Annotated in this window: 12 protein-coding genes; 10 read left to right on the top strand and 2 right to left on the bottom strand. The window is 64.1% G+C overall.

What is annotated here, in order from left to right:
- Window positions 1-121 precede the first annotated feature (121 nt).
- The 7 genes from CTEST_RS08485 to CTEST_RS08455 all read left to right on the top strand — a co-directional run bounded on the left by CTEST_RS08485 (window position 122) and on the right by CTEST_RS08455 (window position 8,995).
- On the top strand, window positions 122-1,549 hold the full coding sequence (locus CTEST_RS08485) for an ammonium transporter (RefSeq protein WP_083985518.1): 1,428 nt from the start codon (window positions 122-124) through the stop codon (window positions 1,547-1,549).
- A 3-nt stretch (window positions 1,550-1,552) separates the two neighbouring features.
- On the top strand, window positions 1,553-1,891 hold the full coding sequence (locus CTEST_RS08480; protein ID WP_047253373.1) for a P-II family nitrogen regulator: 339 nt from the start codon (window positions 1,553-1,555) through the stop codon (window positions 1,889-1,891).
- Window positions 1,878-4,031: a [protein-PII] uridylyltransferase gene (locus tag CTEST_RS08475; RefSeq protein WP_236686065.1), complete on the top strand. Its 2,154-nt coding sequence runs from the start codon at window positions 1,878-1,880 to the stop codon at window positions 4,029-4,031. Before CTEST_RS08480 ends, CTEST_RS08475 begins: the two co-directional genes overlap by 14 nt.
- A 44-nt stretch (window positions 4,032-4,075) precedes the next feature.
- The gene (gene ffh / locus CTEST_RS08470) at window positions 4,076-5,707 is read left to right on the top strand and encodes a signal recognition particle protein (protein WP_047253371.1); all 1,632 of its coding nucleotides are present in this window, start codon (window positions 4,076-4,078) and stop codon (window positions 5,705-5,707) included.
- A 44-nt stretch (window positions 5,708-5,751) separates the two neighbouring features.
- The gene (locus CTEST_RS08465) at window positions 5,752-6,921 is read left to right on the top strand and encodes a TIGR04053 family radical SAM/SPASM domain-containing protein (RefSeq protein WP_047253370.1); all 1,170 of its coding nucleotides are present in this window, start codon (window positions 5,752-5,754) and stop codon (window positions 6,919-6,921) included.
- A gap of 136 nt (window positions 6,922-7,057) precedes the next feature.
- Window positions 7,058-7,588 (top strand): 30S ribosomal protein S16, encoded by a 531-nt coding sequence (gene rpsP / locus CTEST_RS08460; RefSeq protein WP_047253369.1) that lies wholly within the window; start codon window positions 7,058-7,060, stop codon window positions 7,586-7,588.
- 465 nt (window positions 7,589-8,053) lie between these two features.
- Window positions 8,054-8,995 (top strand): sugar-binding transcriptional regulator, encoded by a 942-nt coding sequence (locus CTEST_RS08455; RefSeq protein WP_047253368.1) that lies wholly within the window; start codon window positions 8,054-8,056, stop codon window positions 8,993-8,995.
- A 56-nt stretch (window positions 8,996-9,051) separates the two neighbouring features.
- On the opposite strand, the gene CTEST_RS08450 is transcribed toward CTEST_RS08455, so the two are convergent.
- Window positions 9,052-10,266 carry a NupC/NupG family nucleoside CNT transporter gene (locus tag CTEST_RS08450; RefSeq protein WP_047253367.1) on the bottom strand — a complete coding sequence of 405 codons (1,215 nt, stop codon included), beginning with the start codon at window positions 10,264-10,266 and terminating at the stop codon, window positions 9,052-9,054.
- A gap of 6 nt (window positions 10,267-10,272) precedes the next feature.
- A complete protein-coding gene (locus CTEST_RS08445; RefSeq protein ID WP_047253366.1) occupies window positions 10,273-10,680 on the bottom strand; it encodes a cytidine deaminase in 408 nt (135 codons plus the stop codon).
- Between the two features lie 149 nt (window positions 10,681-10,829).
- Here CTEST_RS08445 and CTEST_RS08440 point away from each other — a divergent pair, with 149 nt between their 5' ends.
- The 3 genes from CTEST_RS08440 to CTEST_RS08430 are packed head-to-tail and all read left to right on the top strand — an operon-like array spanning window position 10,830 to window position 14,357.
- Window positions 10,830-12,116: a thymidine phosphorylase gene (locus CTEST_RS08440; protein WP_047253365.1), complete on the top strand. Its 1,287-nt coding sequence runs from the start codon at window positions 10,830-10,832 to the stop codon at window positions 12,114-12,116.
- 10 nt (window positions 12,117-12,126) lie between these two features.
- The gene (deoC, locus tag CTEST_RS08435; RefSeq protein ID WP_047253364.1) at window positions 12,127-12,774 is read left to right on the top strand and encodes a deoxyribose-phosphate aldolase; all 648 of its coding nucleotides are present in this window, start codon (window positions 12,127-12,129) and stop codon (window positions 12,772-12,774) included.
- 14 nt (window positions 12,775-12,788) lie between these two features.
- Window positions 12,789-14,357 carry a phospho-sugar mutase gene (locus CTEST_RS08430; RefSeq protein WP_047254336.1) on the top strand — a complete coding sequence of 523 codons (1,569 nt, stop codon included), beginning with the start codon at window positions 12,789-12,791 and terminating at the stop codon, window positions 14,355-14,357.
- Window positions 14,358-14,557: the final 200 nt, after the last annotated feature.

Genomic DNA, 14,557 nt, shown 5'->3' with positions numbered 1-14,557 from the left:
CCTCCACCCCCGCCTAAACCTGTAGCGCTATCGAAACCTTTTCTATCGTCCTATAGTTAGCCACGGCAGTAAAACCTGTCGCACGATAGTTTAGGGAATTCGATAACGAGGAGGTCCGCACATGAACGCGGATGAAGTCATGATGGCGTCGGGAAACGCCAGTTGGATGCTCATCTCAGCATCGCTGGTGCTGCTGATGACGCCCGCGCTGTCACTGTTCTACGGAGGCATGACGGGTCGCCGTTCCGCACTGAACATGATGATGATGTCGTTTGGCACCCTGGGTGTGGTCAGCGTGGTGTACATCCTGTGGGGCTGGTCAATGTCCTACGGCACCGAGTCCTGGCTGGGCATCGTGGCCAACCCGCTGGAGTTCTTCGGCCTGCGGGACTCCATCACCGACTCCGCCGGTAACTACCTCGCCGGAGCATCCGGGTACGCCAACGTTATCGACATCGCCTTCCAGCTCACCTTCGCTGTTATCTCCACCGCATTGATCTCCGGAGCGCTGGCCGGCCGCGTGAAATTTGGCACCTGGCTGGTCTTCTCCGGACTGTGGTCGACCTTCGTCTACTTCCCCCTCGCCCACATGGTCTGGGGTGGGGGACTGCTGTCCCACGCGGAGAACGGCCTCGCCGCCTGGATGTTTGGCACCACGGACGGGGAAGCCACCATCGCCCCGATCGACTTCGCCGGCGGCACCGTCGTCCACATCTCCGCCGGAACGGCCGCGCTGGTGTTGGCCCTGCTCGTGGGCCGTCGCCGTGACTTCCTCACGGCCGCGCAGCGCCCCCACAACCTCCCCTTCGTCATGCTTGGTGCCGCTCTCCTGTGGTTCGGGTGGTTTGGTTTCAACGGTGGATCCGCGTTTGCCGCGGATGGTGCCGCAGGCATGGCCTGGCTGAATACGACTGCCGCAACGGCGGCAGCGATGCTGGGGTGGCTGGGCGTCGAGAAGCTCCGTGACGGCAATCCCACCTCGTTGGGTGCCGCCTCTGGTGTGGTGGCTGGCCTGGTCACCATCACCCCGGCGGCGGGTGCGCTGACGCCGCTGACCTCGATCATTCTGGGCGTTATCGGCGGCGCGCTGGCCTGCCTGGGCGTTGGGCTGAAGTACCGCTTTGGCTACGACGACTCCCTCGACGTGGTCGGTGTGCACCTCGTCGCCGGGCTGTGGGGAACCGTCGGGCTGGCGTTCGTGGCAACGGACAGCGGTGTTTTCACCGGCGGCGGCATTGACGGACTGAAGCTGCTCGTCGTGCAAATCGTCATCGCCTTGGTCACCATGATCTTCGCCGGAGTAATCACCGCGATCATTGGCCTCGCCCTGCGGGCAACGCTGGGCTGGCGCATCGACGACGAAGCCGAATTCGAGGGCATCGACATCCACGAGCACCGCGAATCCGCCTACGACGACCTAGTCGGACGCGAGCCACGACCCTTCACTGGAGGGGCAGTAGGATTTGTTGCGGGAGACCAGCCCGCCCGCCCATACTCGGGATCGGTGAGCACTTCCGCCGACGACGCCCGCGACAGCAACCAGGAGTAGAGAATGAAACTCGTGACAGCAGTAGTCAAACCATTCACGCTGGCAGACATTCGTGAGGCCCTCGAAGCAGTCGGAGTACACGGCATGACCGTCACCGAGACTCAAGGATATGGCCAGCAACGCGGACACACCGAGGTCTACCGCGGCGCAGAATACGCCACCGAGTTTGTGCCCAAGGTCAAACTGGAAATCCTCACCCGCGACAACATGCTCGATGATGTCCTCGACGCCGTGACCAAGGCCGCCTATACCGGCAAGGCCGGAGACGGCAAGGTGTGGGTGACCACCGTCGACCACGTCATTCGCGTCCGCACCGGCGAGCGCAACGATGATGCCATCTGATCCGAACCCGGATCACCGCCCGACCAGCCCGGATAACCACCCTGACCCCGCCGCAGTGCGGGAGCAGGTCGTGGCCCGGGCTTTCGGCCTTGTGCAGACCCTGCCGCTCCCGGACGGCTGCGCGCTCGTCGCCACCGGTTCCCTCGCGCGGCGGGAAATGACCGAGTATTCCGACCTCGACCTCATCCTCGTGCATCCGGCGGATAGCCCCCCAACTCCCGAGGAGGTTGAGCGAATTTGGACCCCGATCTGGGATGCCAAGTTCCGCCTCGACTACTCTGTGCGCACGCCCGAAGAATGCGCCAGCATGATCACCGCCGACTCCACCGCGGCGCTCGCACTGCTGGAAATGCGCCACCTCCGGGGAGACGCGGACCTCAGCGAGCGGGCCCATGCGCTCGTCCGCAGTCGGTGGCGCACCGAGATTTCCCGGAACTTCGACGCCCTGGTCTCCACGGCGGCGTCCCGCTGGCGGCGCGCCGGCTCGGTGGTCGCCATGACGCACCCGGACCTCAAGCACGGGCGTGGGGGGTTGCGGGACATTGATCTGCTCAATGCGCTGGCCATGGCGAACCTTTGTGATGCCGCGCCCGTGGCTCGCGAGCGCACCCTCCTGCTGGATACCCGGACTTTGCTGCACCGGGCGGCTCGCCGACTCCGGGATGTGCTCGACCCCGAGTTCGCCGAGGATATTTCCGCCCAGCTGGGGATGGCTGACCGCTACGAGCTGTCCACCACGCTGGCTGAATCTGCCCGTCGGGTCGATGACGCCCTTAACAGTGGGCTCACCACCGCCCGCGCCGTGCTGGCTGGCCGCTCCCGGGCGGTGTCCCGGCGGCCGCTTGACCTTGATGTTGTCGATGGTGGTGGGTACATCACGTTGTCGCGCAACCCGGACTATTCTGACTCCGCGTTGATGCTCCGTGTCGCGGCAGCCGCCGCTCGCACCGGGTTGCCCATCGCTGAGCACACGTGGCTGCAGCTCCAGAAAGTCCCCGCATTGCCACCCCGGTGGCCGGCGGCCGCGACCGATGACTTTTTCGCCCTGCTTGCCTCCCCGGAGCACAGTGCCCGGGTCATCGAGGACCTGGATCGACACGGCCTATGGGAGCCCATGGTTCCCGAGTGGGCGCACATCCGCGGGCGCCTTCCCCGCGAGCGAACCCACATCCACACGATTGATGCCCACTCGCTGGTCACCGTCGCCCAGTGCGCCGCGGCCACCGTGCAGGTGGCCCGCCCCGATCTGCTGTTGCTGGCCGCTTTGTTCCACGACATCGGCAAAGGCTACGGCCGCCCCCATGAGCAGGTCGGCGCCGAGTTCGTCGCCAGGATGGCACTTCGCCTGGGCCTGAACCTTCCGGACCGTTCGCGCGTGCAAACTCTCGTCGCGGAACACACCACCATTGCCCGCCTGGTGGCCACGGCGGATCCCGCCTCCGACGCCACCCGGGACCAGCTTCTCGACGCCCTCCATTACGACCTCATCAGCGTCAACCTGTTGGAGGTGCTCACCGAAGCCGATGCCCGCGCCACGGGCCCCGGAGTGTGGAACCGCCGCCTGGAGTCCGGACTGCGAACCCTCACCCGCCGAGCCCGGCACACCCTCACCGAGTTGGTCCCCGTCCGACCGCACCTCCACGCCCCGACGGATCTGGGGCTACGCCTCAACGACGAGGCCCAGACGCTTACCGTGTGGTGGCGGGGGAGCTACCAGCGGGAGTGCGTGCGGGTCCTGGCGGTGGCCGCGGCGAAGGCCTGGACGATCATGGGTGCTCGCCTGGCTAGGGACTCAGATGGCCTGGTGCACGTGGAGCTGGACGTGCGACCGGCCGTCGATACGCTCGTGGAAGCGGCTGACGCCGATGCCCTCGTGCAAGCCTATAAGTCGGGGGTTTACTCCACCGTGCCCCCGAGCCAGCCCGGGCCCACCGCGACCTATTGGAACGGCAACGTCCTGGAAGTCCGAACCGCCTTTCGCTCCGGCGTGTTGGGCGCGCTGCTGACCGTGCTGCCGGACGTGTCGTGGCTGGAGGCCCGGAGCCCGGGCGCGACCTTCATCGTGCAAGTAGCCATTCAGGGTGCGTTCGACCGGGCCCAGGTAGACAAGGATGTGACCCGGGCGCTTGCAACGGGCTAACATGGGAAAGTTGTAACTGCCCAAAATCCAGGGAGAGTGTCCTAGTGTTCGAGTCTCTGTCCGACCGCCTCCAAAGCGCCCTCACTGGGCTGCGCGGAAAAGGCAAGCTCACGGAGGCGGACATCAATGCCACTGCCCGCGAAATCCGCCTCGCGCTCCTCGAAGCCGACGTGTCCTTGGTGGTTGTGCGTGGCTTTATCAAGCGCATCAAAGAACGCGCCGCGGGGGCAGAGGTCTCCGAGGCGCTCAACCCGGCGCAGCAAGTGGTCAAGATCGTCAACGAGGAGCTCGTGGAGATCCTCGGCGGCGAAACCCGTCGTCTGCAGCTGGCAAAAACTCCGCCGACTGTCATCATGCTCGCTGGTTTGCAAGGTGCTGGTAAGACGACCTTGGCGGGCAAGCTGGCCAAGCACCTGATCAAGCAGGGCCACACCCCGATGCTCGTCGCTTGTGACTTGCAGCGCCCGGGGGCGGTCCAGCAGCTGCAGATCGTCGGTGAGCGAGCCGGAGTCCCCACTTTTGCTCCCGACCCGGGTACCTCGGTCGATTCCTTTGAGCACGAGATGGGGACCTCCCACGGTGATCCCGTGGCCGTGGCGCAGGCAGGCATCGAGGAAGCTCGCCGTACCCAGCATGACGTGGTCATCGTCGATACCGCCGGCCGTTTGGGCATCGATGAAACCTTGATGACGCAGGCGCGAAACATCCGCGACGCCGTCAACCCCGATGAGGTGCTCTTCGTCATCGATGCCATGATCGGCCAGGATGCGGTGAGCACCGCCGAGGCCTTCCGCGATGGCGTCGACTTCACCGGTGTTGTGTTGACCAAGCTTGATGGCGATGCCCGCGGTGGTGCCGCCCTCTCGATCCGCGAGGTCACCGGCAAGCCCATCATGTACGCCTCCACGGGTGAGAAGCTCGACGACTTCGATGTCTTCCACCCCGAGCGCATGGCCAGCCGCATCCTCGGTATGGGCGATGTGCTCAGCCTCATCGAGCAGGCGGAGCAGGTCTTTGACCAGCAGCAGGCGGAGGAGACCGCCGCCAAGCTCGGCGCGGGGGAGTTGACGCTCGAGGACTTCCTCGATCAGATGCTCATGATCCGTCGCATGGGCCCCATCGGCAACCTGTTGAAGATGCTGCCCGGCGGCAAGCAGATGAACCAGATGGCTGACATGGTGGATGAGAAGCAGCTTGATCGCATCCAGGCCATCATTCGCGGCATGACGCCCGGCGAGCGCTCCGACCCGAAGATCCTCAACGCTTCCCGCCGCAAGCGCATTGCCGCTGGTTCGGGCGTCACCGTCACCGATGTCAATCAGCTCGTCGACCGGTTCTTTGAAGCCAAGAAGGCCATGAGCCAGATGGCCGGCCAATTCGGGTTGCCGGGCGCGGGTGTGAATCGCTCCGCCACCAAGAAGAAGCCCAAGGGCCGCAAGGGTAAGGGTGGCAAGCGCAAGCCGGTGAAGAACCGTCCTACCCAGCCGCAGATGCCGGGTGGAATGCCGGGGATGCCTGACATGGCTCAGCTGCAGCAAATGCAGAAGCAGATGGAAGCAGGCGGTGGAATGTCGGGTATGCCTGGTATGCCGAAGCTCCCGGGAATGCCGAAGATGCCCAAGGGCATGGAGGGTATTGATTTGGATAACCTCGATTTTGGTCAGGGCAAGAAGTAGCTCTCCGGTTTTAACCTGAGTCCAGTCGGGTTTAATCTGGAGGCATGAGTCGCACCCCGCTCGTTCGGCAGGTCCACCATGACATCGGCGCCAAGCCGTTTATCGCGATTTGGGAGGTCACCCGGGCCTGCCAGCTCGTGTGTAAGCACTGCCGTGCGGACGCCCAGCATTCCGCCGCGCCCGGCCAGCTCAGCACCGAGGAGGGTTTCGCTCTCCTCGATTCCCTAGCTAGCTACGACAAGCCCACACCCCTCGTCGTCCTCACCGGGGGAGACCCCTTCGAGCGCGCCGACTTGGTGGACCTCACCCGCTACGGCACTTCCCTGGGTCTTAATGTGTCCCTCTCCCCGTCGGTGACTCCTCGGCTGACCCGCACGAGCTTGGAAGAGCTTCACGACGCCGGTGGTTCCGCCCTGTCCCTCTCCCTCGACGGTGCCACCGCCGCCACCCACGACAGCTTCCGCGGCTTTGACGGCACCTTCGACGCAACGATCAGCGCCGCGCGCACCGTCACCGACGTCGGCTTCCGGCTTCAAATCAACTCCACCCTCACCGCGGGAAACGTGCGTGAGGCCCCGGCGCTTCTGTCCCAGGTTATTGACCTCGGCGCGCGCCTGTGGAGCGTGTTTTTCCTCGTCCCCACCGGCCGAGGTTCGAGCCTGGCAGCCCTATCGGCTGAGCAGCGCGAGGACGTGCTCCACTGGCTCCATGACGTCTCCGATCGTGTCGCCATCAAGACGACGGAGGCGCCGCAGTACCGCCGCGTGGTCATTCAGCGCAGCCAGCCCGGCGCCACCTATGCAGGTGGCGAACTGTACCGCTTCCTCACTGCGGAAACCTCCCGCTTGCTGGGTCCCCAGCCAGCTGCTTCTCGACGCCGCCCTCGCCCACCCATGGCCATCAACGCCGGCAGCGGCTTCGTGTTCATCGATCACCTCGGAGACGTCTACCCCAACGGCTTCCTGCCTCTGCACTGCGGAAACGTCAAGCAGACCCCATTGCCGGAGATCTACTCCGACTCCCCGGTCTTCCAGGCCCTGCGCGACTCCGCCCAGTGGCAGGGAAAATGCTCCGTATGCGAATTCGCCACCGTCTGCGGAGGGTCACGGTCCACCGCCTACGCCATGACAGGTAACCCCCTCGCCTCAGACGAGACCTGCTCGTGGACGCCGAAAGCGTGGGGGATTTCTGATCGGGAGATGCACCCGGTATAGTTGTCCGAGTTCCTGCGTAGCGCCGCCCTTGACCACGGTCAAACGGACACGTCACACGCAGGTGAATCCAAGGGTTGAACCGGCCCGCCGGCAGTTGGCGGGTGACTGAACTGCCCAGTGACTTAAAGGAGCCATCATGGCTGTCAAGATCAAGCTTCAGCGCCTCGGCAAGATCCGCACCCCGCACTACCGCGTGGTCATCGCCGACGCCCGCACCCGCCGCGACGGCAAGGTCATCGAGAACATCGGTATCTACGAGCCCAAGCAGGACCCCTCCATCATCCAGATCGATTCTGAGCGCGCTCAGCACTGGCTGTCCGTCGGTGCCCAGCCGACCGAGCCGGTTCTCGCTCTGCTGAAGGTCACCGGTGACTGGCAGAAGTTCAAGGGCATCAGCGGCGCCGAGGGTACCCTCCGCGTTGCCGAGCCCAAGCCCTCCAAGCTGGACCTGTTCAACCAGGCCCTCTCCGAGGCTAACGATGGTCCGTCCCTCGAGGCCGTGACCGAAAAGAAGAAGAAGGCCAAGGAAGAGGCCGAGGCCAAGGCTCAGGCTGAGAAGGAGGCCGCTGCCAAGGCTGCCGCCGAGGAAGCCGCAGCTGCTGAGGCCGCCGCTGCCGTTGAGGCTGAGGACGTCGCCGTTGAGGTCGCCGAGGAGACCGCAGAGTAAATCTGCCTCCTCTTTTCCACGATCATCCCCTTGCCAATGGCAGGGGGATTTTTGGGTTGGGGGACACGAAGGTGCTGGGGTAGGTCGCGCGCGGATGGAGGTTCATCACTCGTAGCCCTTAGGGTGCTAAGCCCTCTGAGTCGATGGAAACCCGCACTTCCTAACAACTTGGCAGGTTTGGGAAGGGGATTGACCTCGGAGTTGTTAGGAAGTGCGGGTTTTGGGCTCCTCTTGAGACAACGTGTGCTGGAGCTTCGGGTCGGGGCTTGACAGGGTGCTCGTGGCGGTAATTCTGGTCAGGAGGTGACCAGAGGTTGGATTTCCATCACCTTATGTCCGCTAATCCGGCGCTCCTGCTCGGTAAACTTCAACACTGCGTGATGCGCTAGATCAGCGGCGCCATGTCCACACCCACAGTGTGGCCCATCGAAAAATCCACCAGTGCCCACTGCTAGAGTTTTGCTTATGGATAGTAGAGATGAGCAGGCCTTAAGAGCGGCGAAGCTCTACTATGAATCGGAATTGAGCCAAGCGGAAGTAGCTGCCGAGATTGGGGTCTCTCGACCCACTGCAGCCAAGTTGCTGCAGCACGCACGGCAGCGTGGTTTCGTCACCGTAGAGGTGCACGATCCACGAGAGATGGGCGGGGAAGTCGCGCAGCGACTCGTGGAGAAGTTTGCTTACACCGGACTTGTTGAGGTGCGGGTTGTCCAAGCCGCGCGACAACGAGAAGAGGAGCTGCTGCGCGAGCTCGGCCGGATGGGCGCAATGGTGCTGTCCGAGCACGTCCAAGATGGCCAATTGGTCGGCGTCTCCTGGGGCAACACGATGTATTCGGTTGCCAAGTGCCTGGATCACCACGCTCATCGCGGCGTTGAGATCGTCCAACTCAAGGGCGGCCTGAGCTATACCCAGTCGTCTACCAATGACATTGAAACCATTAATCTCTTCTGCCAGGCCTTCGACGCCTTCGCTCGTACGCTGCCCCTGCCGGTGATCTTCGACAACGTCGAGGCAAAGCGCATCGTGGAGCAAGACCGTCACATCGCACACTTGCTGGAGCTGGGTCGACGAACCGACGTCGTGATCTTCACCGTCGGTGCCACCACCAAGGAATCGCTGCCGCTCACCATGGGCTACCTCAGCGAGAAGGAGACCGAGACGCTGGTGGAGCGAGCAGTAGGGGATGCCTGCTCTCGTTTCTTCACTCGCGACGGGGAGATCGCGTTGCCCTCCGTTGACGAGCGCACCGTGGGAATCACGTTGGATGACCTCTCTACGCGCCCTACCCGAATCCTTGTTGCCGGAGGGCGGGAAAAGGCAGAGGCCATCGAGACGGCGCTGCGAATGGGCTTAGCCACCCACCTCGTCGTTGACTCGGTTGTTGCAGCCCAGATCCTGGGTTAAAAGGAAAAGCCCTTGACGTCCGCAGGGGCGTCAAGGGCTTCAGTCGTGGGGTGTACCTAAAGCGCCACCACGCCGACAATCGCAGCGTTGAGCATGTTGGTGCAGAAGCCGGCGAACAGGGCCTTGAGGCCTAGTTGGGCGATGTCGGATCGTCGTTCGGGGACAAGTGCTCCGAAGGCGCCGATCTGGATGGCGATGGAGGAGAAGTTGGCGAAGCCAGCCAGGGCGAAGGTGGTGATCATGATGGCCTTCGGGCTGAGCACGTCGACGTATTCGGAGAAGGACGTGTAGCCGACGAATTCGTTGATGATCGTCTTTTGTCCGATGAAGTTACCGACGAGGCTGGCCTCGTCCCACGGCACGCCCAGGGCCCAGGCGAGCGGGGAGAAGATGATGCCGAAGAGGCCTTCGAGGGACCAACCTTCTTGGCCGAAGATGTTGCCGATGCCGCCGAGCATGGCCGAGAGCATGGCGATGAGGGCGACGAAGGCGATGAGCATGCAGCCGACGGTGACGGCGATGCGGCCACCGGCCATGGCGCCGGAGCCGAGGGCGTCGATAATGTTTTTGTTCTCTTCGTCGCGGATGGTGCGGACGTCGGCGGAGGCGACGGACTCTTCGGTCTCGGGGATGAGCGCTTTGGCCATGATGAGGGAGCCGGGGGCGTTCATAACGGAGGCCGCGAGGAGGAAGGGCAGCGGCGCGCCGAGCAGGGAATAGCCGATGAGGGTGGAGCCGGCGACGGAGGCGAAGCCGCCGGTCATGCAGGCAAACAGTTCGGAGCGGGTGAGCTTAGGCAGCCAGGGGCGGATGACCAAAGGTGCCTCGGATTGGCCGAGGAAGATGACGGTGGAGGCCCACACTGACTCGACTTTGGAGGTGCCCAGGAGTTTGTTGAGGGCTGTGCCGACGATCTCGACGAACCATTGGAGGATGCGCAGGTAGTACAGCGCTCCGATGATGGCACCGAGGAAGATGATGACGGGGAGGACGTTGAGGGCGAAGACGAAACCAACGCTCTCTCCGAAGAGGGGGCCGAAGACGAAGGAGGTGCCTTCGGCAGTGAAGTCAATGAGTTTTTGGATGCCATCGGCGGTCCATTTAAGCGCTGCGAACCCGGGCTCCCATTTGAGCACGAGGAGGGCGAAGGTGACCTGCATCGTGAGGCCGACGCCGAGGGTGCGCCAGTTGATCTTCTTGCGGTTGGACGACAACAAAATGACGACCGCGAAGATAAGCGCGATGCCAATGAGTCCTTGGAAACGTTCCATGGTGGACTACTTCCCTTCGAGGGCGTCGGGGCCGAAGGAGTTCGGCAGGAGGTCGTCGAATGCGAGGGAGACGGGGTTGCCGTCGGGATCCTCGACGATGACGCGTTCGCAGTGGAATTCCCTTAAGACTTGGCGGCAGGCGCCGCAGGGCCAGCAGGGGGCGGCCTTGAGGCCGACCACCGCGACCGCCGACAAGCGGGGTGGCGAACCTGCGGCGATCATGGTGGTGACGGCATTGCGTTCGGCGCAGATCGCTTCGCCGTAGGCGGCGTTTTCGACGTTGCAGCCGGTGTAGAGGGTGCCGTCTGCGCTGACCAGGGCGGCTCCGACGGGGAAGGAGCTGTACGGGGCGTAGGCGCGGGTGGCGGCGTCTCGGGCTGCCTGGAGTAGCTCGGTATCGCTGAGTTGGGTCATGGCCGGGGTCCTTTCTGCAGGGCAACCATGAAGCGAACAAAAGAGAAATTATCGGTTGACAATTGTTCTAGGAACGATGATAATCGGGTCATACCGGGCTACGCAAGTAGTCAGAGTCACAAAATTCGTCCTATACCGAGGAGTACACAGTGACCACCGAATCCTTTGACGCCGTAGACGTCATCCGCACGAAGCGGGACGGCGGCGAATTATCCTCCGAACAAATCAACTGGATCATCGACGCCTACACCCGCGGCATCGTCGGTGATGAACAGATGGCCGCGCTGAATATGGCCATCTTCCTGCGGGGAATGAACCGATCTGAGATCGCGCAGTGGACTCAGGCGATGATTGATTCCGGCGAGACCATGAGCTTCGCGTCTCTGTCCAAGCCGACCACGGACAAGCACTCGACCGGTGGGGTGGGGGACAAGATCACCCTCCCGCTCGGCCCGCTCGTCTCCTCCTACGGGGTGGCTGTCCCGCAGCTGTCCGGCCGAGGTCTTGGTCACACCGGCGGCACGCTGGACAAGTTGGAAGCCATCCCGGGGTGGATGGCGGACGTGAGCAACGAACGTCTCATGGAGATCCTCGAGGATTCTGGGGCCGTGGTCGCTGCCGCCGGAGCGGGCCTGGCACCGGCGGATAAGAAGCTCTATGCCCTGCGTGACATCACGTCCACGGTGGATTCGATCCCCCTCATTGCCAGCTCGATCATGTCGAAGAAGATCGCGGAGGGAACGTCCTCGCTGGTCCTCGACGTCAAAGTCGGCTCCGGCGCGTTTATGAAGGACCTTGACTCCGCTCGCGAGCTCGCCCGCACGATGGTCGACCTCGGCACGGATGCGGGCGTGAACACCCGCGCCCTGCTCACCGACATGAACACCCCGCTCGGCCGCTGCATCGGAAATTCCCTCGAAGTACGCGAGTCGGTGGAGGTGCTCGCCGGTGGCGGCCCCGCCGACATCATCGAGCTGACCTGCGAGCTAGCCCGCAACATGCTGGAGTTGGCAGGCATCCCAGACGCGGATGTCGAGGAGGCTCTCAAGGATGGTCGCGCCATGGATTCGTGGAAGAAAATGATCCGCGCCCAAGGCGGTGACCCGGATGCCCCCTTGCCGGTGGCTCCGCACACCCACGATGTCCTCGCCGAGCGTGATGGCTACGTCACCGAGTTGGAGGCTCTGGCCTTAGGTGTGGGATCGTGGCGCCTCGGCGCCGGGCGTGCCCGCAAGGAAGACCCCGTGCAGCTCAGCGCCGGCATCGAGATCCATGCCGGGCTGGGGGAGAAGGTGACCAAGGGGCAGAAGATCCTCACCCTCCACACCGAAACCCCGGAACGCTTCGAGCGCGCCCTCGAGTCCATCAACCACGGCGTGAGCATTGGGGATGAGGCACCCGCCCCGCGCACCCTTATTCATGACCGCATTATCTAAAAGGAACACCATGAACCGTACTGAACTCGCCCACACCATCGACCACACTCTGCTCAAGCCGGAAGCCACCCCGGCCCAGGTCGCCGCACTCATCGACGAGGCTGCCGCCCTGCACACCTACTCCATCTGCGTATCACCGTCCATGCTGCCGGTGACCACGCCAGACGACGTCAAGGTCGCCACCGTCTGTGGCTTCCCCTCGGGAGCCGTGCACTCGGAGATCAAGGCCGCGGAGGCTGCCCTGTCTGTTGAACAGGGTGCCGATGAGGTGGACATGGTGATCAACCTCGCCAACGCCGTCCAGGATGATTTCGACGCCGTCGAGGCCGACATCCGCGCCGTCCGCGAGGCCATTCCCACCGCCGTGCTCAAGGTCATCCTCGAGACCGCAGCACTCTCGGATGAGCAGGTCACCCAGTGTTGCCTCGCCGCCGAGCGTGCGGGAGCCGACTTCGTGAAAACCTCCACCGGATTCCACCCGGCTGGTGGCGCTTCCGTCCACGCCATCGAACTGATGAATGCTGCTGTCGGCGGTCGCCTGGGCATCAAGGCCTCCGGCGGCATCCGCGATACCGACACCGCGCTGGCCATGCTCGCCGCCGGTGCCACCCGCCTGGGCTGCTCGTCCAGCGCTGACGTTCTGGAGGGCCTCAAGTGAATCCCAACGACTGGATGACCCACGATCCCGACCCGATCACTCGCGCCGAGATCAAAGAGCTTATCGACGCCTCGTCCCCCGAGCTCGCAGACCGCTTCGCCGGTCCGCTGGAGTTCGGCACCGCGGGCCTGCGCGGCCCGATTGCCGGTGGCGAATCGGCCATGAACGTCGCCACCGTCACCCGCGCCTCCGCCGGGCTTGGCGCCTGGCTGGTGTCGAAGACCCCGCGCCCCCGCGTCGTCGTCGGTTGCGATGCCCGCCACCGTTCGTCCGATTTCCAGCGCGCCACCGCCGAGGTGCTCGCTGCCGCCGGGTGCGAGGTGCTCCTCCTTCCCGCGCAGCTCCCGACCCCGGTCACCGCCTTCGCTGTGCGTCACCTCGACTGTGATGCCGGTGTCATGGTCACCGCTTCCCACAACCCGCCCCAGGACAATGGCTACAAGGTCTACCTTGGTGGGAGGGTTGTCAACAGCGACAACGAAGCCGGCGTGCAGCTCGTCTCCCCGGCGGACAAAGAGATCGCCGCCGAGATCGCGGCCGCCGGTTGGGCTGACGAGATTCCGCGGAGCACCGAGGGCGTGCAGAACGTCGACGTCCTCGACGCCTACCTGGAGCGCGCCGTCTCCCTGGTCCCAACCATGGAACGAGACATGCCCATCGTCATCACCGCCATGCACGGAGTCGGAGGCGAAGTCCTCCGCACCGCGCTGTGGCGGGCCGGGTTCATCAACATCATCCCCGTCGCCGAACAGTTCACCCCGGACCCCGACTTCCCCACCGTCGCCTTCCCCAACCCGGAGGAAGCAGGCGCCCTGGACCTGGCGATCGCCACCGCGGAGCGCGAGGGAGCCCGCCTCATCCTCGCCCTTGACCCGGATGCTGACCGCTGTTCCGTCGCCATCCCGCAGGGCGATGGCTGGGTGCAGCTCACCGGCGACCAAGTCGGCGGACTCCTCGGCGAGGATGCCGCCCGCAGAAGCGCCGTCGGTACCCTGGCCTGCTCGATCGTGTCCTCGCGACTGCTCTCCCGCATCGCCGAGAACCACGGTTTGAACTTCCAGCCCACCCTCACCGGCTTCAAGTGGATCGCTCGCACCGAGGGCCTGGTCTACGGCTACGAGGAAGCCCTCGGCTACTGCACCGACCCGGAGTTCGTCCGCGACAAGGACGGCATCACCGCCTGCCTGCGCGTGGCCGACCTCGCCGCCCGGACCGATCTCGGAGAATTCCTCGCCGATATCGGCACCGTCTACGGCTGGTACCTCACCGCCCCGCTGACCATCCGCATGGAAGACCCCGCGGACATTGCGGCGGCACTGGGCCGATTGGCTGCCAACCCGCCGGAGCAGTTCGCCGGATCGCCCGTGACCAGCACCATCGACCTGGCCGACGGCTACCTCGGACTGCCCGGAACGCCCGGCCTAGCAATCCTCACTGGCGCCGCCGACCGCGTCATCGCACGGCCCTCAGGCACCGAGCCGAAGCTCAAGTGCTACCTCGAAGTCATCGCCGAATCCCCCGAAGAAGGGCGCGCCCGACTGGAGGAGATCAAGCGCGAACTGGCTGTCGCACTGGGCGTTTAGCGGAGCAATTTACCCACATTGGCCTCCCTCTGGCTTCGGAGGGAGGCCATTCAAGCGGTTGTGGGGTTCGTGCCGAGGATCAAGAAGTTCGCATTGCCTCAAAGACTCGTTCAACGGACGGTGCTTGAAGTACCTCGCCAGTTCTCCCATCGAAGAGAACGACGACACGATCAGCTGTCACTGCTAGCTCCAAGTCATGA

Source organism: Corynebacterium testudinoris, from assembly GCF_001021045.1.
GTDB classification, from domain to species: domain Bacteria; phylum Actinomycetota; class Actinomycetes; order Mycobacteriales; family Mycobacteriaceae; genus Corynebacterium; species Corynebacterium testudinoris.
Note: the sequence above shows the minus strand (reverse complement) of the source record. Positions and strands in the feature narration are given on the sequence as shown.